Origin of the sequence: Maribellus mangrovi, from assembly GCF_037646455.1 — a bacterium.
GTDB lineage: Bacteria > Bacteroidota > Bacteroidia > Bacteroidales > Prolixibacteraceae > Draconibacterium > Draconibacterium mangrovi_A.
In genome coordinates this window covers 1,860,015-1,878,791 of sequence record NZ_JBBIXN010000001.1, presented here as the reverse complement: position 1 = coordinate 1,878,791, position 18,777 = coordinate 1,860,015, and the positions used below count along the sequence as shown (strand labels likewise).

16 protein-coding genes are annotated in these 18,777 nt (G+C 42.7%); 4 read left to right on the top strand and 12 right to left on the bottom strand.

Annotated features, from left to right (window positions below; all coding sequences use genetic code 11):
* Positions 1–6: 6 nt before the first annotated feature.
* Both WFY05_RS07255 and WFY05_RS07250 read right to left on the bottom strand, forming a co-directional pair.
* Complete coding sequence (locus tag WFY05_RS07255; protein ID WP_340112106.1) at positions 7–645, bottom strand: hypothetical protein; 639 nt, start codon at positions 643–645, stop codon at positions 7–9.
* 19 nt (positions 646–664) lie between these two features.
* Entirely contained in the window at positions 665–1,282 is a 618-nt protein-coding gene (locus WFY05_RS07250) for a hypothetical protein (protein WP_340112105.1), read from the bottom strand.
* 278 nt (positions 1,283–1,560) lie between these two features.
* On the opposite strand from WFY05_RS07250, the gene WFY05_RS07245 reads away from it, so the two are divergent.
* Complete coding sequence (locus tag WFY05_RS07245) at positions 1,561–2,178, top strand: porin family protein (protein WP_340112104.1); 618 nt, start codon at positions 1,561–1,563, stop codon at positions 2,176–2,178.
* A gap of 99 nt (positions 2,179–2,277) precedes the next feature.
* On the opposite strand, the gene efp is transcribed toward WFY05_RS07245, so the two are convergent.
* From efp to WFY05_RS07200, 9 genes are all read right to left on the bottom strand, one after another.
* Complete coding sequence (gene efp / locus WFY05_RS07240) at positions 2,278–2,847, bottom strand: elongation factor P (protein WP_340112103.1); 570 nt, start codon at positions 2,845–2,847, stop codon at positions 2,278–2,280.
* Between the two features lie 103 nt (positions 2,848–2,950).
* Positions 2,951–3,685 carry a DUF3108 domain-containing protein gene (locus WFY05_RS07235; protein WP_340112102.1) on the bottom strand — a complete coding sequence of 245 codons (735 nt, stop codon included), beginning with the start codon at positions 3,683–3,685 and terminating at the stop codon, positions 2,951–2,953.
* Entirely contained in the window at positions 3,682–4,395 is a 714-nt protein-coding gene (tsaB, locus tag WFY05_RS07230; RefSeq protein WP_340112101.1) for a tRNA (adenosine(37)-N6)-threonylcarbamoyltransferase complex dimerization subunit type 1 TsaB, read from the bottom strand. Before tsaB ends, WFY05_RS07235 begins: the two co-directional genes overlap by 4 nt.
* A gap of 32 nt (positions 4,396–4,427) precedes the next feature.
* Entirely contained in the window at positions 4,428–6,077 is a 1,650-nt protein-coding gene (locus WFY05_RS07225; protein WP_340112100.1) for a carbamoyltransferase C-terminal domain-containing protein, read from the bottom strand.
* Positions 6,077–7,063 (bottom strand): DUF6427 family protein, encoded by a 987-nt coding sequence (locus WFY05_RS07220; protein ID WP_340112099.1) that lies wholly within the window; start codon positions 7,061–7,063, stop codon positions 6,077–6,079. The genes WFY05_RS07225 and WFY05_RS07220 overlap by 1 nt, the downstream gene beginning before the upstream one ends.
* Positions 7,064–7,066: 3 nt before the next feature.
* The gene (gene purD / locus WFY05_RS07215; RefSeq protein WP_340112098.1) at positions 7,067–8,335 is read right to left on the bottom strand and encodes a phosphoribosylamine--glycine ligase; all 1,269 of its coding nucleotides are present in this window, start codon (positions 8,333–8,335) and stop codon (positions 7,067–7,069) included.
* A 28-nt stretch (positions 8,336–8,363) separates the two neighbouring features.
* Positions 8,364–11,447 carry a protein O-mannosyl-transferase family gene (locus WFY05_RS07210; protein WP_340112097.1) on the bottom strand — a complete coding sequence of 1,028 codons (3,084 nt, stop codon included), beginning with the start codon at positions 11,445–11,447 and terminating at the stop codon, positions 8,364–8,366.
* A 116-nt stretch (positions 11,448–11,563) separates the two neighbouring features.
* Complete coding sequence (gene pgeF, locus WFY05_RS07205) at positions 11,564–12,313, bottom strand: peptidoglycan editing factor PgeF (protein WP_340112096.1); 750 nt, start codon at positions 12,311–12,313, stop codon at positions 11,564–11,566.
* On the bottom strand, positions 12,306–12,983 hold the full coding sequence (locus WFY05_RS07200; RefSeq protein ID WP_340112095.1) for a Crp/Fnr family transcriptional regulator: 678 nt from the start codon (positions 12,981–12,983) through the stop codon (positions 12,306–12,308). Before WFY05_RS07200 ends, pgeF begins: the two co-directional genes overlap by 8 nt.
* An 85-nt stretch (positions 12,984–13,068) precedes the next feature.
* Between WFY05_RS07200 and WFY05_RS07195 the strand changes: the two genes are divergently transcribed.
* The 3 genes from WFY05_RS07195 (at position 13,069) to fbaA (ending at position 17,000) form a co-directional block, all read left to right on the top strand.
* Positions 13,069–13,950 carry an ATP-binding protein gene (locus WFY05_RS07195; protein ID WP_340112093.1) on the top strand — a complete coding sequence of 294 codons (882 nt, stop codon included), beginning with the start codon at positions 13,069–13,071 and terminating at the stop codon, positions 13,948–13,950.
* Positions 13,951–14,019: 69 nt separating this feature from the next.
* The gene (gene hcp, locus WFY05_RS07190; RefSeq protein ID WP_340112092.1) at positions 14,020–15,681 is read left to right on the top strand and encodes a hydroxylamine reductase; all 1,662 of its coding nucleotides are present in this window, start codon (positions 14,020–14,022) and stop codon (positions 15,679–15,681) included.
* Positions 15,682–15,920: 239 nt separating this feature from the next.
* On the top strand, positions 15,921–17,000 hold the full coding sequence (fbaA, locus tag WFY05_RS07185) for a class II fructose-bisphosphate aldolase (protein WP_340112091.1): 1,080 nt from the start codon (positions 15,921–15,923) through the stop codon (positions 16,998–17,000).
* 62 nt (positions 17,001–17,062) lie between these two features.
* On the opposite strand, the gene WFY05_RS07180 is transcribed toward fbaA, so the two are convergent.
* Positions 17,063–18,574 carry an MltF family protein gene (locus WFY05_RS07180; RefSeq protein WP_340112089.1) on the bottom strand — a complete coding sequence of 504 codons (1,512 nt, stop codon included), beginning with the start codon at positions 18,572–18,574 and terminating at the stop codon, positions 17,063–17,065.
* Between the last annotated feature and the right edge of the window lie 203 nt (positions 18,575–18,777).

Here is an 18,777-nt window from a genome sequence, read left to right as displayed (position 1 = left end):
CTTCATTTATTTTTTAATTGCTCCCGATTCGATCAGTGCTTTAACCAGTTGTTTGGAATACGTTTTCGATGAACTTTCCGAGCCTGATGGATCAACCAGTTCTGATTGACCGGCCCATACAACCGCTTGCTTCGGATCGCTAATGTTTACATCGTAAAGCCTGGTTTCAAGCACATAGGTTTTTTCCTCGCGATACTGATCGGAATACATATAATTGTAATTCGAGTAGATAAAGCTGCGGTAGCCATACCCATAATAGCCACCATACATGTAGGGATAATACTGGGTATTATTCACCTGCACATCACGGGTGCGGGTATCGATCAGTGAGGTAACCAGTACACCATCATATCCACCATCTTTAATTCTTTTTTCGATTTCAGGCTCTGAAATATCCTTTAAGTTCTCAACCGGCGTAAAAACATTCAAGGCATTGGTCGCATTAATCCCTTCCTGCTTCAGCAGATCAACCATCGTGTTTTCAAACAGCGTTCTTGATTTCAGGTTCTTACTGATCGCTAAAACCAGGATTTTATCAAACTTTTTCCCTTCAAAACTATCCTTTTTCCAGGTGTGTTCCATGGTGGTTGCACACGACCATAACAAAGTCATGGCCAGCAAACTAATTATTATTCTTGCTTTCATAACAGTTTAATATATTGTGTTATTTGATAACTCCTGAATCGAGTAATGATTTCACCAGCGCTTTGGCGTAATCTTTAACGCCTGATTCCAGCGACGACGGATCGGTAATTTCTGCCTGTCCGGCCCAAACCACTGATTCCTTATTGGCTGAATCTTTTGTGTCGTAGAGCTGCGTCTCCAATACATAGGTAACTTCGCGTCGATAATATTCAGGTTCCTGTACATGAACATATCCGGTGCGGATCATTCTTCCATAACGGTAGGTAACCGGCTGGGCGTAGGTACCACCTCCTTCACGAACTTCTCGCGAATTGGCATCAGCCAGCGACGAGATCAACACTCCATCGTATCCTCCTTTAAGGATGCGGTCTTCGATTTCTTCGGGCGAGAGTGCATTAACTTCTTCGTTCAGCGGAAAGACACCTAAACTGTTGGTGGCATTTATTCCTTCCTTTTGCAAACGTTCCACGATCGCATTCTCAGAATTAATCCGGCCCTGCTTGCTGCTGGCCTCGGCAACTACCAGAATTTTATCAAATGTTCTTCCTTCGTAATCGCTTTTGCTCCAGGTCGATGACATGGTTGATGCACACGACCAAAGTAAAGCCAAGAGCAGAAAGCTAACAAGTATTTTCATTTTCATTTCATTAGTATTATTCGATTTTACAACTTATAGCAATTCCCCTAATTTCTTTTTAAATCAATGGTCACCATTCGGGATAAATGATGGGGTATTAAATTTAGGACATATCAATCAATAATGCAATACTTCTGAATCTACTTTGCTAAATAGCATAATTGTATCTTTCTAGAGTTGAAAGCCGTATATTCATTATTCCTACTCGTTCGTAACCAATTTTGTTGTCGATACAAGAGCAAATTTTACCTAACTACTTATTATTAAAATCGAACATCATGAAAAAAATTTGCTTTATTCTCCTGATGCTTATTTTATCGTTTACAGTATTTAGCCAAAAATCCAGAACTTTTAACAACATAGGTGCTATTGTCGGCCCGGGGATGTCTCATATCCTTGGCGGTGAAAGCTGGGATCCAACTTTTGGACTACTTTTGGGTGTAGAAACAAATGTTTACAATATCAATGAAACTTCTTCAATAAAAGCCGGCGTTGTCTTCACTTTGCAAGGAGCAAATTACTCGGTCAGTTATTCCACTGATATTTACATGCAGACATTGAAAAGCGTTCAGTTGGATGAAATGTCTTACTCCGGCAAAGTTTCGCTTTCATACATTTATATACTCGTACTTTACAATTATATAAGCGAAAATGGATTGTATTTCGAAGGTGAAATTCAACCGGGATTTCTGGTTAGTGCAAAAGACGAATATGATGGAGGCGATAAGGAAGATTATAAAGATGCCATTAAAACTTTCGACCTTGGAATTCCTGTTGGTGCCGGTTATTGGATAAACGACAGATTGAGTCTTGGAACACGAGCGGTATTCGGACTTACTACGATCGACACGGATGAATCGGTAGATTCTAACGAAAATAACCGTAATTCATGTTAATGGGAATCGCGCGATTTAACTTCAATAAAGAATAATAACATAAAAAAATCGGCTCCGGAAAATCCGAAGCCGATTAATTATATATAACCTAGTAAATTTTTACTGTTTTACACGTTCGGCATATGAACGGTCGCTGGTGCTGACTTTAATGACATCGCCTTCGTTAATAAACATAGGAACCATTACTTCGGCACCGGTTTCTAGGGTTGCGGGCTTCAGTGCGGTCGAACTGGCTGTGTTTCCTTTTTCACCTTCGATGGTGCTGGTAACAGTCAACTCCACTTTGTCAGGCATTTCTGCGGTTAATGGAATTTCCTCTTCAGCATGAAACTGAATTTCAATAACCTGTCCTTCTTTCATCAGGTCGTTGTTTTCAACCATTTCAGACGGAATTGATATCTGTTCGAAGGTGTCATTGTTCATCATATTAAGTCCCATGTCATCGCGGTACAAAAATTGATAAGGACGACGTTCAACGCGAACATCATCAACCTTAACACCTGAATTAAATGTATTTTCAATTACCCTTCCGGTTTTAACATTTTTAAGTTTTGTGCGAACAAAAGCCGGTCCTTTTCCCGGTTTCACATGCAGGAATGATACGATAGTGTATATATCACCTTTGAACATGAAGCACATTCCGTTTTTAAAGTCTGCTGTACTAGCCATCTTATATTTTTATTATTGTTTTTTTTTGAACGCTGCAAAAATAATCAAATCCATTAAAAATCAATCAATTCTAATCATTTTACAGGCAATAAAGTGCACGACATCAGTCGGTAACCTGTTCCACACCGTCGATGGTGTAGCTTCTGATTACAGCTTTTAAGGCACCAACCCTCATATCGAAAGTAATGTAAACCGGTAGCTTTTTCTTTTTCGACATGTAAAAGCGGATGCCGTCAGAACGTTCCAGAACCTTTCCCTTTCTAACATTGGGATTTAAAACATAGGTGTCCACTTTACCTATATCGGTTTCCACCACTTCCTCGCGTAAAAACCTCACGGATACATCCGAAATCTTATCGGCATTGATCGTGGGGTAAGTCACACCGTCACCCGGCGCCATATTATCGATATTCTGTGTGTTTACGAAATAAAAGAATACGGAAATAATGTCGACAAGGTCTTTGGGAACTTTACGGCCACCACTTCGTTGACTAAAAATTGAATCGTTATCGTGAAAAAAGAAAGTTTCGTTATAGCGCCGGTAATTGCCTTCCTTTACACTTCTGATGGTTTTTAGCGGCAGGTGTGTTTCAGCATCCACCGTGGTTTCATAAATATCGTAAACACCGTACAACTTTTCGGCCAGTCCGGTTGTTCGACCCAACATATGATAATGGATGGCCGGCCGCCCGTTATATACAGTATCGGTAACGGTTAATTCTGCCTCGCCTCCCTTAAACAGTCCGAATTTCAAATTAAAACGTATCCGCTCTTCCTTAGCCGAAATGTTTTGCCCAAAAAAAAGGATCAGAAAAGCTATCAGAATTGATTTTTTCATTTTATTATTTTGTTTTTTGGGATGGTTGCCACAAAGTCTTTCAGGTAGAAAGGTTCGAAATATGCAACGTTCTCAAACTCCCGCTTATTGTATTTCTTTTCTGCGAGCTTTTGCATAAATCGTGCCGATGTTTTTGAAGGCCCTGCAAATAAGGCATTTTCGTGGGTAATTTTCGAGCGGCATTTCTCGGCACCATTTCCAAAAAACAGGATCTTGTTTTCTTTAAGTTGACCGGCAAAGGAATTTTCATCAATAATTTCTGCAGTAACGGGAAGAATAGCTTCCCCGCTGGAATCAAAAAGCGAGGTGTAAACTTCCATCCTTCTGGCATCGATCATCGGGCAAAACAACAAGTGCTCGTTATCTTCCGGAGTATAGAAATCGGCCGAATGCAGCGCTGCATAATGCCCTATTGCATCGATAGAACCTACGCTGATTAGAGGAATGCCAAGGCCATAACAAAGTCCTTTTGCCACCGAAACTCCAATGCGCAAGCCGGTGTACGATCCCGGCCCTTTACTCACTGCAACAGCATCCAGGTCTTTAAAATTGAAGTTGTTGGATTTAAACAGATTTTCGATAAAAACAGTGAGCAACTGCGAATGATTCAATCCCTCGGTGCTTTCTTCTTCAAACAGTGTATTGCCGTCTTTTGCCAGCGTAACCGAGCAAACTTCGGTAGAAGTTTCAATATTTAGTATGATTGCCATAATTCTCTCTTAACAAAGTTCTGCAAAAATAGTTAAAGTGGAATAAATTTTCCATTTAGCACCAATCCGTTCAATTGCATTTTTTCGGCCGAACTTCGTGCATCCTGTTCAGTGTGTACGATGGGCTCTCCACCGGCATTAAACGAAGTATTGATTAAAGCTTTTACGTGGTACTTTTCATCGAGGTAGGTCAGCAGTTCGAAGAGAAAAGGATTTTGCCTGCGGTTAAAAATAGTTTGAAAACGGGCGGTTCCGTCGGCATGAAGTGCACCGACCAGTTCCTTCTGCTTCTCCGGAAGTACAGTAAAATCGAGCAGCATAAATTCCGACAGTGAATGAATCTTCTCTTCTCCTGTGAAATAGCAGGTGTTTTTCGCCAAAGCCACCGGTGCCAGCGGCCTGTACCATTCGCGACCTTTCTTTTCCATGCTGATTTTCCGAGCCAATTCTTTTGAACCGGCGAGGGCTAAAATACTTCGGTTACCGAGTGCGCGTGGTCCGGCTTCACCAAATCCGTTACACACCCCAATAACCTTTTTATGTACCAATACCTCAGCCGCCTTTTTCACAGCATCCATTTCCGATGCGACTTGATAATTTTCAATTCCCCAATTGTTGAGGTAGGCCGAATGCGGCTCTACTTTGCCGTGTTTTTGCCACTCGGCAAAAGCAGCGGCACCAAGTGCCAGCCCCGAATCTTCGGTACACGGTGGAATGAACACCTCATCGAAAATGCCACTTTTAATGATCCTTGTGTTGGCCACAATATTTAAGGCCGAACCACCGGTATAATACAAGGTTCGTGCACCGGTTTTAGCCTGCAGCTCGATGAGTTTTCCCAAAATTGCTTGTACAAAAATCTGATGCAAAGTGGCGGCCACATCCCGGATGAAAGGATCCTTCTGATTAAAGGACTTCAACTCAATTCCAAAATCTTTTTTTGCATGGTGAAAGAACACCGACGTTTGCCCCCAAATATCGTGGAAGAAATCGTGTTTTCGAAGCCACTCTTCCAGTTCGGGCCGGTAATTTCCCCAACCTGCAAATCCCATAAACTTGCCGGGTACTGAATTCTGGTCTTTAAGCTTTGCCCCGATAATGGCAAAAACCAACGCATTGGCATTAAAAATTGAGGCGTATTTTTTCAGGTCCCAGTGGTATTCAATCCACTCAATTTTATTGTTTTTGAAAAGTGCCGCCGAAAAGTTGCTCAAACTCGCTCCGCCATCAAAATGTACCAACAGGCTGTTTTCTTTAAAGTTTCCGAAAAAGGGCAAACACGAAAACATATGTGCCAGTTCGTGATTGAGTACCCAGGCTTCCTTTTCTTTTCCAAACCACCAACACCGGCCTTTTTCAAGCCCGGTTGACAGTTCCTCATTCAAGGGAGCTTCGAAACGCACCACCCCGGAAGTAGTGAGAAAAGTACGTCCAACCACATTATCAATAAAAACCAGATCGTAATCGTAGCTTAACTGCTGACCTTGCTTTAAAATTTCCTTTAAATGCCGGTGAAGTGTATTGTCCCGCTTGCGCCGCGAAATGCGTTCCTGCTGCAAAAAATGCTGTACTTTTCCATTTTGCATAATGGCCAGGTTATGATCGTGCACATAAAATGGATGCTCATAATCAAAGCGATCCTGAATACCATAAACTGCCAGTGTAGCACGGTTTTTATCCATTATGCCATAAATTGAACAGCAATTACAACAAGCAGCAGTACCGCAAAAAACAATTCTCCTAAAAAGCGGCTTTTGAGAAAAACAAAAAAGTTAGCCAGTAAAAAAGTAACGGGGATGGCCGATATAATCAACATTTCCTGCGAAGTTGACGGGATAAATACATAACTGATCATCGACGCTATAAAAATGTAAAAGAAGACGGTAAAATATTTTCTCGAACTTACTTTTTTAGTATCGTAATGCCGTGCAATATCGATACTTGCCAGAAGTGTCAGCAACACCAGCGCACCCAGATAAATTTGCAGGAACAGGTTGTTTCGCAGGGTATATACCGAGGTGTTAATATTCTTCAGAAAAACAGTGATAAGTTCCTGAGATCGGTCGGTATAAAAATAGTAACTGAATGCCAGTATCGACGGCAGCAAAAAGGCAATGATCAGAATTACAATCTCACGCCAGCCGGTTCCGCGACCTAAAACAACTATCCCAACCAAAAATGCGGGTACCACAATATACAGGTTGAGGTAGAACAAAGCACCAATCCCAAGTAAAAATCCTACATCGAAAACAGTGGTATAGGCTTTTGGCTGGTCGAAAATTCCAAAAAGCCGGAATATGGCCAGCAAAAGAAATACCGCCGCAAAATATACGGGATGAAGAGTATGCATGCCGGTAAGTCCACCCAAAATGAGCGCAAACAAAATGGCCGGAAGCCTTGTACGAATTCGAATGAATTGGTAGCGGGCAATTATTAATTCGATGAGTACCGCCAGAATGACCACAAAAACAGCTGACAGGATCACGTTTAATAAGGGTGCATCGCCTACGATTTTATTGATGTATTTGAACAGCACATTTTCGGCCTCGCCCGGGAAATATGAATAGCTAAAAGGGGCAAAAAGTTTCCCCGCCCAGAATGCAAACACTGCGACCGGGATAAAAAGTAAATTGCTGAGATTATTCGATTTTAATATTCTTAAAAGCATGCATTATAAATCGAAGCCCAAATCTTTCCTGTAATATTTACCTTCAAAATTTATCCGTTCTGCATTTTCATAGGACGTCGCAAGAGCCTGTTTCATGTTCTCGCCGTACGAACTAACCGAAATTACACGTCCTCCGGCGGTTACAACAGCATCATTTTCGGTTTTTGTTCCGGCATGAAAAACAATGCTGTTTTCCACACCTTCGGTGCCGCTGATCACTTTCCCTTTTTTGTAACTCCCCGGATAACCACCCGAAACCAACATAACGGTTACGGCAGTTCGTTCATCGATTTCCAGAGTTTTCTGCCCCAGCGTTCCGTCCGCGGCTCCCTCCAGCAAATCGACAAAATCGGATTTAACACGCAGCATGACGGCCTCGGTCTCCGGATCGCCCATGCGCACATTGTATTCGATAACATACGGATCATCGTTCACATTGATTAATCCAAAGAAAATAAATCCATTATAATCGATGCCTTCTTTTTGCAATCCCGTGATGGTAGGTTGAATAATTTGTTGTTCAACTTTATCCATAAAAACAGCATCGGCAAACGGAACCGGAGTTATGGCTCCCATTCCGCCAGTATTCAGTCCGGTATCACCCTCACCAATTCGCTTGTAATCTTTTGCTTCCGGAAGAATTTTGTAGTCTTTACCATCGGTTATCACAAAAACTGATACTTCTACCCCACTCAAAAATTCCTCGATCACCACTTTGCTGCTGGCGGCACCAAATTGACCACCCAACATCTCTTTCAACGATGCCTGTGCTTCTTCGAGCGAAGAGATGATCAACACCCCTTTTCCTGCAGCCAAACCGTCGGCTTTCAGAACATAAGGTGCGGTCATGGTTTTCAGGAAAGTCAATCCTTCATCTAGATTCTCCGTTGTTACCGTGAAATATTTAGCGGTAGGAATGTTGTGACACGCCATAAAAGCTTTAGCAAAATCCTTACTTCCTTCCAGTTCAGCACCTGCTTTTTTAGGTCCCACAACTTTTACATCTTGCAACTCGGCGTCCGCAGCAAACTTATCGTGTAAACCTTCAACCAGCGGCACTTCCGGTCCAACCAGCATCAAGTCGATGTTGTTTTCCAACACCAGCTTTTTTATTGCATCGAAATCGGATACACCTGCTGAAAGGTTAGTTCCAATGCTTGCTGTTCCGGCATTACCGGGAGCAAAAAACAATTGGTCGACTTTGTTACTTTGTTTGATTTTCCATCCCAATGCGTGCTCTCTGCCTCCTGAGCCAATAATTAAAATGTTCATTTATCTGATCTTCTTGATTTTACTTTATCTAACTACTTCTGAAACGCTCGAAATACGATTGCAAGGTCTCCCCGATTTTATCTGCTAACTCATTATCTCCGGCATTTGCCGCTGTTCGCTGAAGGTTTTGCAGGTAGAACAGGTTACGCTGAATTTCTTCGTTAATCCCAGACGTTAACATGAATTTAGTGTCGAGAGAAAAGAAATAATTCAGCTCATCGTCGAAATTTGAATATGCAGTTTCTACCATTGAAATAGCTTTGTCGTTGGCACCGGCTCTTTGGTAATTCTCGGCAATCGCCAGGGCAAAATACTCGTAAGGAACCACTTCGTTCGGAATAAGTTCGAGGCACCGGTCCAGAACAGCAACGGCCGAATCCATTTTGTTCTCTTCAACCAGAGCGCCGGCCAAACGATTGAACGTGTTTCGAATGTTGGTCATCATCCTGGCGTTATTCTCATCAATATAAACATCAGGTTGATTCATTCTTCCCCAATCAAAATTATTCATCAGGTTATCGTACATGATGCCGGTAGCTACCCGGCCAAATTTCAACTGTTGCGGCGTACTTTCCGTTTTTATCGGGACAAGACGATAAGCAAAACCTTCAACCTGGAAATAATCGATAAGGTTCATGTACTTGTTGCTTCCTACAGTAATCGCCCAGTAAACAGGTCTTTCCCAGTTGTTGGTCGCCAAAAGGTCCAGAATCATCATCTCATCCTTCGAGAGGGTATTCTTTCCTGACAGGTCGATAACAATTTCATCAACAATTTTATCATAATCTTCGGGTGGAACTACTTTATTGCGTATAACTGCTTCTTTATCCACTTTAAAATGAATCTTCTTTTTCGGGATGTAAGCAGCATCTCCGGCCTGCTGCAATTTCGTAGCCGGATTATCGTCTGCAATAAAATTGACTGCTTCCTTCAGTCCCACATAATCGCGTTTTATTCGCGGATTATCCATTACATAAACTGCATCGCGTGTTCCCAGTCGGTACTCATCCGTGGTCATCGAAAACGGAACCGGCTCCGATTCATAAGCCTGACGTTTCATCTGATCGATATACCAGTCGGTTTGCAAATAGCTAAGGTTACATACCCTGACATCAGTTCTTACACCTTCTACTTCCTGGTTGTACCACAAAGGGAAGGTGTCGTTATCGCCGTTGGTAAATATAATTCCGTTTGGTGCACAGGTTTTCAGGTAATTCGCCCCAAAATCGCGAGCTGTGTAACGTCCCGAACGATCGTGATCGTCCCAGTTTTGTGCGGCCATAATTCCCGGTACGAGGATCAATGTTGCAAGTCCGGCAATTCCGGCGGCCACGGTATCGGGAATAAATTTCTTTAGAAATTCGGAGATGGTGATTACTCCTAATCCAATCCAGATGGCAAAGGCATAAAACGAACCGGCATAAGCATAATCACGCTCACGAGGCTGATGCGGATACTGGTTCAGGTAAATTACAATGGCAAGTCCTGTCATGAGAAACAAGAGGAATACCACCCACAATCCTTTTTTACCTTCCTTTCCACGTTTATACTGAAAGAGTATTCCAAGTATTCCGAGTAGTAAAGGCAAGAAATAATAGGTGTTTTTGGCTTTATTATTCGCCAGACTTGGCGGCAGATTATCCTGGTCGCCCAAAAACGCTTCATCGATAAATTTTACTCCACTCAACCAGTTTCCGTGCAGAATGTCACCATGCCCCTGAATGTCGTTTTGGCGCCCTACAAAGTTCCACATAAAGTATCGCCAGTACATCCAGTTTACCTGGTAGCGGAAAAAGAAGCGCAGATTTTCGCCAAAGGTTGGTTTAACAATGGTTTCTGTTTCACCGCGCTCGTCGCGGTACTGAATCCGGGTTCCCTGAATCTGTCCCCAACGCTGGTAATCGCGTTCATGCTGTGGATCCATCGAGCTCCACATGCGCGGGAATATGGTGGTAAAACGCTCGTCGTAATTGGCCTGATACCTGTTGTAGGTTATTTTGTATTTCCCATCGATCTGTGAATAAATCGGTTTCCCTTCCGTAAAACGGTTGCCAACCTTGAGCGGGGAATTGTAATACTGGCCTTTAAACAATGGACGTTCGCCATATTGTTCGCGATTCAGATAACTTAGAAGCGAAAAAGCATTTTTCGGATTGTTTTGATCCATTGGCGGCTCGGCCTGCGACCGGATCATAATAATGGCAAACGATGAATACCCAATCATAATTACTGTAACGGCAAGAATTGCCGTATTTAATACAACCTTCTGTTTTTTGTACGTCCAGTAGATTCCGTATACCAGGGCAGCTACCATCAGCACTACATACACATAAACTCCTGAATCGTAAGGTAATCCGAACGAATTCACAAACATCAATTCAAACCAGGTGGCAATGGTTACTGCTCCCGGAATAATTCCGTACATGATAATTCCGAGAATACCTACCGAAATAATCAGCGCCCAGATAATTCCTTTGCGGGTAGCTTCGTATTTTCTGAAATAATAAACAAAAACAATGGCCGGAATCGCCAATAGGTTCAGCAAGTGAACACCTACTGAAAGCCCTATGATGTAGGCAATAAAAATGAGCCATCGATTGGCGTAGGATTCATCTGCCACATTTTCCCATTTCAGGATGGCCCAGAAAACAATCGCCGTTAACAATGATGAACTGGCATAAACCTCGCCTTCAACTGCCGAAAACCAAAAGGTGTCGGAAAAGGTGTAAGCAAGCGCACCAACCAAACCACTGGCAAGTACTGCAAAACTTTGTCCTTTGGTCATTTCACCGGATTGCGTAAGCACTTTTTTGGCCAGGTGAGTAATGGTCCAAAACAGGAACATAATGGTAAAGGCACTGGCCAGCGCCGACATTATATTCACCAGTTTCGCGGCATTTTCAGGCCCGCCAAATAAGGTAAACATCCGGCCGGCAATCATAAAAATAGGTGCACCCGGAGGGTGGCCTACTTCAAATTTGAATGCAGTTGTGATAAACTCACCACAGTCCCAAAAACTTACCGTTGGTTCAATGGTAATCAGATAAACAACAGCGGCCACGGCAAAACTAACCCAGCCAAAAACGTTGTTAAACAGTTTGTATTGCTTCATTTTTTAATGTTTTCAGAAAGCGAAAAGAAATGCTAAATATTTAACAGATGCGAAGATAAGGCTTTTGGCGAAAACAGCTAAGACTTGCTCTTATTTTAGCCCGAATTAAGTATTATTCATCGCAACATTATTCCGGAAACCATTCTTCCGGTATCCACTCCATCACGACGGGCTGAATAATATTTTTGATCGTATTTGAACGAACATTCCGAAAGCAGTTCTATATTATTGAATTGCAGGCCACACTCCAGCAATATCAAACGGTTGGCTTCCCACAGGTTAAAATGAAAGTTTCCTGAACTATTTTTATGAAGCGTTTTCCGGACTTCCGGAATCGATTTTCTGGCTGCTGCCACCACTTCAGTTCCTACTTCGTACACTTCGGGACCGATCGACGGGCCAATGGCTGCCCTAATATCGGCAGCATCGGAGCCGTAATCCTGTTTCATCTTTTCGATCGTATTGGCTACAATTCTATTCACTGTTCCCCGCCACCCGGCGTGCACAGCGGCAATCACTTTTTTTACCGGATCGAATAACAAAATGGGAACACAGTCGGCCGTTTGAACACACAAACACAGGCCTTTTTTATTGCTCACCAAAGCATCTGTTTCCTGAATTTCCGTTTCTGGAAGATCGTCGATGCAGCAAACAGTTGCGGTATGCGTTTGTCGAGGAAATACCAGTTGTTCTGCGGCGATTCCTAAATATCGGCTCAATTCTTCACGGTTGGTTTTATAACTACTTTCATCATCTCCTGTGAATCGAACATTCTTCTGGATCAAACTTTGTTTGCTGGTGGTAAACACTTCAATTTCAGGGAAAGCTTCAAAGATTTTGTATCGGATAAAATTATTGTCAGCCATTTTTTAGTAATTTGTTGAGTGCATTTTTGTCGAGGAGTGTCACTGTTTTCTTTTCAATTTTTATAAAACCATCACTTTGCATGTCTCCAAGCACACGTGCCAGCGACGGACGAGTTACTCCAAAAAGATCGGCCAATTGTTGTTGCGTATTTTTAAGCTCAAACGAGTGATAGCGGTCGCCGGCCTGTTGCAAAAGAAAATGCGCCACTTTCTCCCTGATGGTTTTAAAACTCAAAAAATTCAGTTTCTGCGACAGAAACTGTGCCCTCGACGAAATACTGTGCAGGTAGTTTCGCAGCAGCAAGGTATTCATCTGTAGTATTTTTAAAAACTCGGGAACCGGAATAGCCAAAATACTAGAATTTTTATTTGCGGTAACCGTCACCGGGTAGCGGTTTTCTTTTCCAAAAAGGAAAGCTGCCGCCAGTGGCTTAGGAGCTTCAATATCTTCAATTTTAACGGTTTTTCCTGAATAATCGATCATTTCGCCACGCACGCTTCCCGACAAAATAATTAGCAGATCCTGCACTGTGTCGCCAGCCAGGACCACCACTTCATCTTTTTTAAACTTCCTGATCTGGAAATGTATCTGCCCGAGTAAATTTTTGGCTTCAGTTTCTGAAATACCTCTAAACACTGGACATTGGCTCAATAATGAATAATCTATCATTTTGTAACATTTGATACAAAATTGGAAACGCCACTGCCCTACTTTTGTTGCGTAAATCAATCAGAAAAGAAAAAAACAAACGAATATGATACGCGAGATTGTAAAAATTGACGAAGAATTGTGCAACGGTTGCGGACAATGTGTTCCGAACTGCCACGAAGGTGCTTTGCAAATTATTGATGGAAAAGCGCGTTTGGTGAGCGAATTAATGTGCGACGGGTTGGGTGCCTGTATCGGTCACTGCCCCGAAGGTGCCATTACAATTGAAGAACGTGAAGCAGATGCATACGATGAAGTAGCTACCATTTCGCAAATGATAAAAGCAGGAAAAGCTACAGTTTTTGCGCACCTGAAACATTTGCAGGATCATGGCGAAAACGGCTACCTGAAAGAAGCACTTGGTTTTATAAAAGCCAACCGCGAAGCCATGCCGTTTGAAATTAGCGAGGTACACGAACTGTTGCACAGCCAAAAAGAGGCGCAACCAGCTTCAGGAGGTTGCTCAACAGGTGGTTGTCCGGGATCGGCTCCGATAGCTTTTGATGCATCCGGTTTTAAAATGGCCGCACCTGCCGACGAAGTACCATCGGCACTTACACAATGGCCGGTTCAGATGCATTTGATCAATCCGGCAGCATCGTATTTCCATGGCGTCGACTTGTTGGTGGCTGCCGACTGCGCCGGATTTGCATACGGTAATTTCCACAACGATTTTATTAAAGGCCGGAAAATGGTGATCGCCTGTCCGAAGCTCGACCAGGTAACGGATATTTACATCCGGAAACTCACTAGTTTAATCGATGATGCACGCGTAAACACCATTAGTGTAGTAATCATGGAAGTACCTTGCTGCGGCGGTCTTTCGCAAATGGTTAAAATAGCCACACAACAAGCTTCGCGTAAAGTACCGGTGAAAGAAATAGTAATAAGTATTCGAGGAGAAGTTCTTTCAGAAGAATGGATTTGAGGTACCTAAAAGTGATGTGATAAACCAGATGTTCCCCCTTTTATTCGATAATCAATAAAATCTTTAGATATGAGTATGTTTTGTTTTCAATGCCAGGAAGCGGCAAAAGGGACCGGCTGTACAATTGCCGGAGTGTGTGGAAAACCAAATGATGTAGCTAATCTTCAGGATACACTTCTGTTTGTTCTGAAGGGAATTAGCTGGTATAATGAGAAATTAAGGGCTATTGGCGCCAATCCTTCAAAAGTTGACAAGTTTGTTTTTGATGGATTATTCAGCACCATTACCAACGCCAATTTCGATAAAAAAGCTTTTGAGCGACGCATTATTAAAGCGCTTCAGCTTCGTAACGAACTCCTGGTTCTCTGCAAAGAAAGCAGTGTAGTATTGCCAGCAGAATTGCCGGAGATGGCTACATGGAATGCTGCTTCGGCTGAAGAATTTGAAGCCAAAGCCGAAGAAGTTGGCGTACTTAGCACTCAAGATGAAGACATCCGTTCCTTACGCGAGCTGATTATTTATGGCGTAAAAGGACTGGCAGCTTATGCCGAGCATGCCTGGAATTTAGGCAATAAAAAAGACGAGATTTTTGCCTTTATGCAGCGCGCATTGTTAGCTACCACCGAAGATCTTTCAGTTGATGAACTGGTGGCACTTACACTCGAAACCGGAAAATACGGAGTTGATGTAATGGCTTTGCTGGATGCAGCCAACACTTCGGCTTATGGAAACCCGGTAGCTACAAGTGTGAACATTGGGGTGCATCAGAATCCGGCTATCCTGATCTCGGGACACGATTTGCGCGATATGGAAGACCTGCTGAAACAGACCGAAGGAACTGGCGTAGATGTGTATACACACAGTGAAATGCTGCCAGCACACTACTACCCGGCTTTCAAAAAATACAAACACCTGGTTGGAAATTATGGTAACGCCTGGTGGAAACAAAACACGGAATTCGAAAGCTTTAACGGCCCGATCCTGTTTACCACCAACTGTATTGTTCCGCCCAAAAAATCGGCAACTTACACCGATCGTATTTACACCACCGGCGCATCAGGATTGGAAGGAGCTATCCATATCCCGGATCGCAAGGAAGGCGAAATGAAAGATTTCAGCCAGATTATTGAACACGCAAAAAAATGTGCTGCTCCGCAAGAAATTGAAAGCGGAGAAATTGTGGGTGGATTTGCCCACGCTCAGGTATTTGCACTGGCCGATAAAATTGTAGATGCCGTAAAAACAGGAGCCATCAAAAAATTCTTTGTAATGGCCGGTTGCGACGGACGTATGAAAAGCCGCGATTATTACACCCAATTTGCTGAGCAACTTCCGCAAGACACTGTGATTCTAACCGCAGGCTGTGCCAAATACCGCTACAACAAATTGCCATTGCGCGATATCGGCGGAATCCCGCGTGTAATTGATGCCGGACAATGTAACGACTCTTACTCGCTGGCTGTAATTGCACTGAAACTGAAAGAAGTTTTCGAACTGAACGATATTAACGATCTGCCAATTGCCTATAACATTGCATGGTACGAGCAAAAAGCTGTGATCGTGTTACTGGCGCTGCTGCATCTGGGTGTGAAAAACATTCACCTGGGGCCAACATTGCCGGCATTCCTTTCGCTAAACGTTGCTAATGTTTTGGTAGAAAACTTTGGTATTGCAGGAATTACTGCAGTGGAGAAAGACCTTGAGATATTTGGAGTTGAATATTCAGCATAAAAATTGAGCTTTTGAGGGGCAGAAGTCCCGTTTAATTCGGGATTGATTTTTGGTTTTTAAATGGCACTCACATTAATTTGAGTGCCATTTTCTTTTCTTAAGCGCTTAAATATTAAATAATAAAGAATTTAAACTTCATTAACGAGGCATTGTTGCGAACCACGTTGGGAAATTATAATTTTGTTTCGCTTTAAAAAAGACAGCATACAAATATTTAAATATCAAATAAACAAATCATTATGGGTAAAATAGCAGAAAACGTAAAACCAGGTGTAATCACCGGTTCCGACGTTCAATACATTTTCCGTGTAGCTCAGGAAAACAACTTCGCCATTCCGGCAGTAAACGTTGTTGGATCATCATCAATCAATGCCGTTATGGAAGCTGCCAAAGTGGCCAAAGCTCCTGTAATCATTCAGTTCTCAAACGGTGGAGCCGTTTTTAATGCCGGCAAAGGCTTAAAGCTCGAAGGTCAGGAAGCTGCCATTCTTGGTGCTGTTGCAGGTGCAAAACACATCCACACTTTAGCTGAAGCTTATGGTGTTCATGTAATACTGCATACCGACCACGCTGCTAAAAAATTGTTGCCTTGGATCGACGGACTGCTTGATGCCAGTGAAAAACATTTCGAAGAAACCGGCAAACCATTGTTCAGCTCACACATGCTGGATTTAAGTGAAGAGCTAATCGAAGAAAATATCGAGATCAGCAAAAAGTACCTCGAAAGAATGAGCAAAATGGGTATGACCCTTGAAATTGAATTGGGTATTACCGGTGGTGAAGAAGACGGCGTTGATAATACCGACGTTGATTCATCGAAACTTTACACACAACCTGAGGAAGTAAACTTCGCTTACGAAGAACTGTCGAAAGTTTCACCAAACTTTACCATTGCTGCTTCTTTTGGAAATGTGCACGGTGTTTACAAACCGGGTAACGTAAAATTGACTCCAAAAATTCTGGATAACTCTCAAAAATACATTGTTGAAAAACATGGTTTAAGCGATAAATTACCTGTTGACTTTGTATTCCACGGAGGTTCGGGTTCATCACACGAAGAAATCCGCGAAGCTATTGGTTACGGTGTTGTTAAAATGAACATCGATACCGATACACAGTGGGCATACTGGGATGGCGTTCGTGCATTCGAAGCAGCTAACCACGATTACTTGCAAGGACAAATTGGTAACCCGGAAGGCGAAGAGAAACCAAACAAGAAATTCTACGATCCACGCGCCTGGGTAAGAAAAGCCGAAGAATCAGTGATCGCTCGTTTGCAAGTTGCTTTCGACGACCTGAACGCAATCGACTCTATCTAAGAATTTTTTTAGAAAAGATATATCAAAACCGTCTCACATTGTGGGGCGGTTTTTTTTGAAGATCATTCAGAAGGCTCGGTAGTAACTACTTTACCCATTTCATCATTATCATAATCAGTTTCCACGTTTTTCTCGATGAAGTGGGAATAATTGTCAAAACGATCAAAAACTTGTCGCACATAGGTATATGGCTCAACCCCACGAACATAGCCGTAGTTAATAATCGGTTTGTTGTAATATTCAGGATAGCTTAATTTCAGTATGGATTCTTCCACATTCTCGTCCCAGCGGTACATGTCCAGGCCTTCTTCGTACGCCAGGTTTCTGGCATCGACTACATGACCATAGCCACAATTGTACGCAGCCATGGTAAACTTTATGCGTTGCAGCGAATCGGGGATATCAATAAAACGATCCCACAAAAGCTCTAAAATTTCCGTACCTGCCTGAATGCTCTGCACTGGATCGGTGCGGTCGGTAACGCCAAAGCGCTCGGCGGTTCTTGGCATCAGCTGCATAATTCCCTTTGCGCCGGCCCACGATTCTAAATCGGGAATAAATTTTGACTCCTGGTAAACCATGGCTGCCATTAAACGCCAGTCCCAGCCCAGAGAATCGGCTCCAGCTTTAATCAGGTCGTCATACTCGCTGATATTGTTGTGATTTATACTGTAAAGTTCGCTGTTCTCCCTGCGCCTGAAATCGCGCGTGTTTTTGAAGTATTTGTTGTAGATGGCGTAATACGCTACTCCATCTTTCATGGTTTTAATCCACTGGTTCAGCTCTTTTTCCAGCTCGGTGTCCTCTGGACGGATAGCCCAGGCCATACGTTGAGAAAAACTGATGGGCACCCGGATGTCAAGTTCGGGATAGTAAGAAGCATTTATGCTGGCGATATTATTATCGGCAACAGTATATTTTATTTCGCCGCTGGCAACCATCTCAATAATTTTATCAGTAGACAAATCACCCGAAAGCGTGTCAATATGTATCGTTCCGCCAATTTCTTCGCTAAGGTTGGCCAGTCGTTTTATGTACGACGAATTGGCACGAACCGAAACGGTATCGCCGATTAACTCAATCGGATCGTGAATAAGCGAGGACTGCAATTTACTCCAACCGATCTTTCTCCAATTTAACGGTTTGCGCTGAACCAACACCTGATTAGTGAGGTACAGGTACTCTGAAAAAGTAACCAGTTCCTTACGCGAATTGGTGATGGTAAGACCATGTGCAATCAAATCTACCTTCCCCTCCAGTAATCGCTGAAACATGGTATCGAGGTTATTAGAAACCGAGATTTCCAGTTTCACATCCAAATGTTTGGCAAAGCGTTTTAACAGATCATATTCGTAGCCCATCGGCTGACCTTTGTACAAAAAATAACTGGTACTGCTGTAGGAAGTAATTACACGAAGTACTCCTTCAGAAGTAATTTCAGCAAGATCTCTGTCGACAACTTTTCTATCCTTTTTTGATCGCTTGTCGCCTCCGGAAGAACCACAGGAGACACTAAAGAAAAGTGCGAGTACCGAGGTGAACAGTATAATTTGTTTTCGTCTGATTGGCGTCATAAAATGCTCTTAAAACCAACAACAATATAAAAAAAGTTCTGACTTAAAAAAAAACGAAAATCGAAAGTCCGCATTGCTCGGCTATTTTATTCAGGTTGATTTTAACAGGAGATGAATAGCGAATTGTTGTTATAAACTGAATATCGGGATAAAATTCACCTCTGGTTTTCTCGTTTTTGTGCTGAACGAAATGCACTGTAGAG

Excerpts from the sequence above, each read along its gene's own strand:
- purD (WP_340112098.1), bottom strand. The coding sequence starts at position 8,335 with ATGAACATTTTAATTATTGGCTCAGGAGGCAGAGAGCACGCATTGGGA.
- hcp (WP_340112092.1), top strand. The coding sequence starts at position 14,020 with ATGAGTATGTTTTGTTTTCAATGCCAGGAAGCGGCAAAAGGGACCGGC.
- WFY05_RS07250 (WP_340112105.1), bottom strand. The coding sequence starts at position 1,282 with ATGAAAATACTTGTTAGCTTTCTGCTCTTGGCTTTACTTTGGTCGTGT.
- WFY05_RS07200 (WP_340112095.1), bottom strand. The coding sequence starts at position 12,983 with ATGATAGATTATTCATTATTGAGCCAATGTCCAGTGTTTAGAGGTATT.
- WFY05_RS07210 (WP_340112097.1), bottom strand. The coding sequence starts at position 11,447 with ATGAAGCAATACAAACTGTTTAACAACGTTTTTGGCTGGGTTAGTTTT.
- WFY05_RS07195 (WP_340112093.1), top strand. The coding sequence starts at position 13,069 with ATGATACGCGAGATTGTAAAAATTGACGAAGAATTGTGCAACGGTTGC.
- WFY05_RS07220 (WP_340112099.1), bottom strand. The coding sequence starts at position 7,063 with ATGCTTTTAAGAATATTAAAATCGAATAATCTCAGCAATTTACTTTTT.
- fbaA (WP_340112091.1), top strand. The coding sequence starts at position 15,921 with ATGGGTAAAATAGCAGAAAACGTAAAACCAGGTGTAATCACCGGTTCC.
- WFY05_RS07235 (WP_340112102.1), bottom strand. The coding sequence starts at position 3,685 with ATGAAAAAATCAATTCTGATAGCTTTTCTGATCCTTTTTTTTGGGCAA.
- WFY05_RS07245 (WP_340112104.1), top strand. The coding sequence starts at position 1,561 with ATGAAAAAAATTTGCTTTATTCTCCTGATGCTTATTTTATCGTTTACA.
- WFY05_RS07255 (WP_340112106.1), bottom strand. The coding sequence starts at position 645 with ATGAAAGCAAGAATAATAATTAGTTTGCTGGCCATGACTTTGTTATGG.
- WFY05_RS07180 (WP_340112089.1), bottom strand. The coding sequence starts at position 18,574 with ATGACGCCAATCAGACGAAAACAAATTATACTGTTCACCTCGGTACTC.
- WFY05_RS07225 (WP_340112100.1), bottom strand. The coding sequence starts at position 6,077 with ATGGATAAAAACCGTGCTACACTGGCAGTTTATGGTATTCAGGATCGC.
- pgeF (WP_340112096.1), bottom strand. The coding sequence starts at position 12,313 with ATGGCTGACAATAATTTTATCCGATACAAAATCTTTGAAGCTTTCCCT.
- tsaB (WP_340112101.1), bottom strand. The coding sequence starts at position 4,395 with ATGGCAATCATACTAAATATTGAAACTTCTACCGAAGTTTGCTCGGTT.
- efp (WP_340112103.1), bottom strand. The coding sequence starts at position 2,847 with ATGGCTAGTACAGCAGACTTTAAAAACGGAATGTGCTTCATGTTCAAA.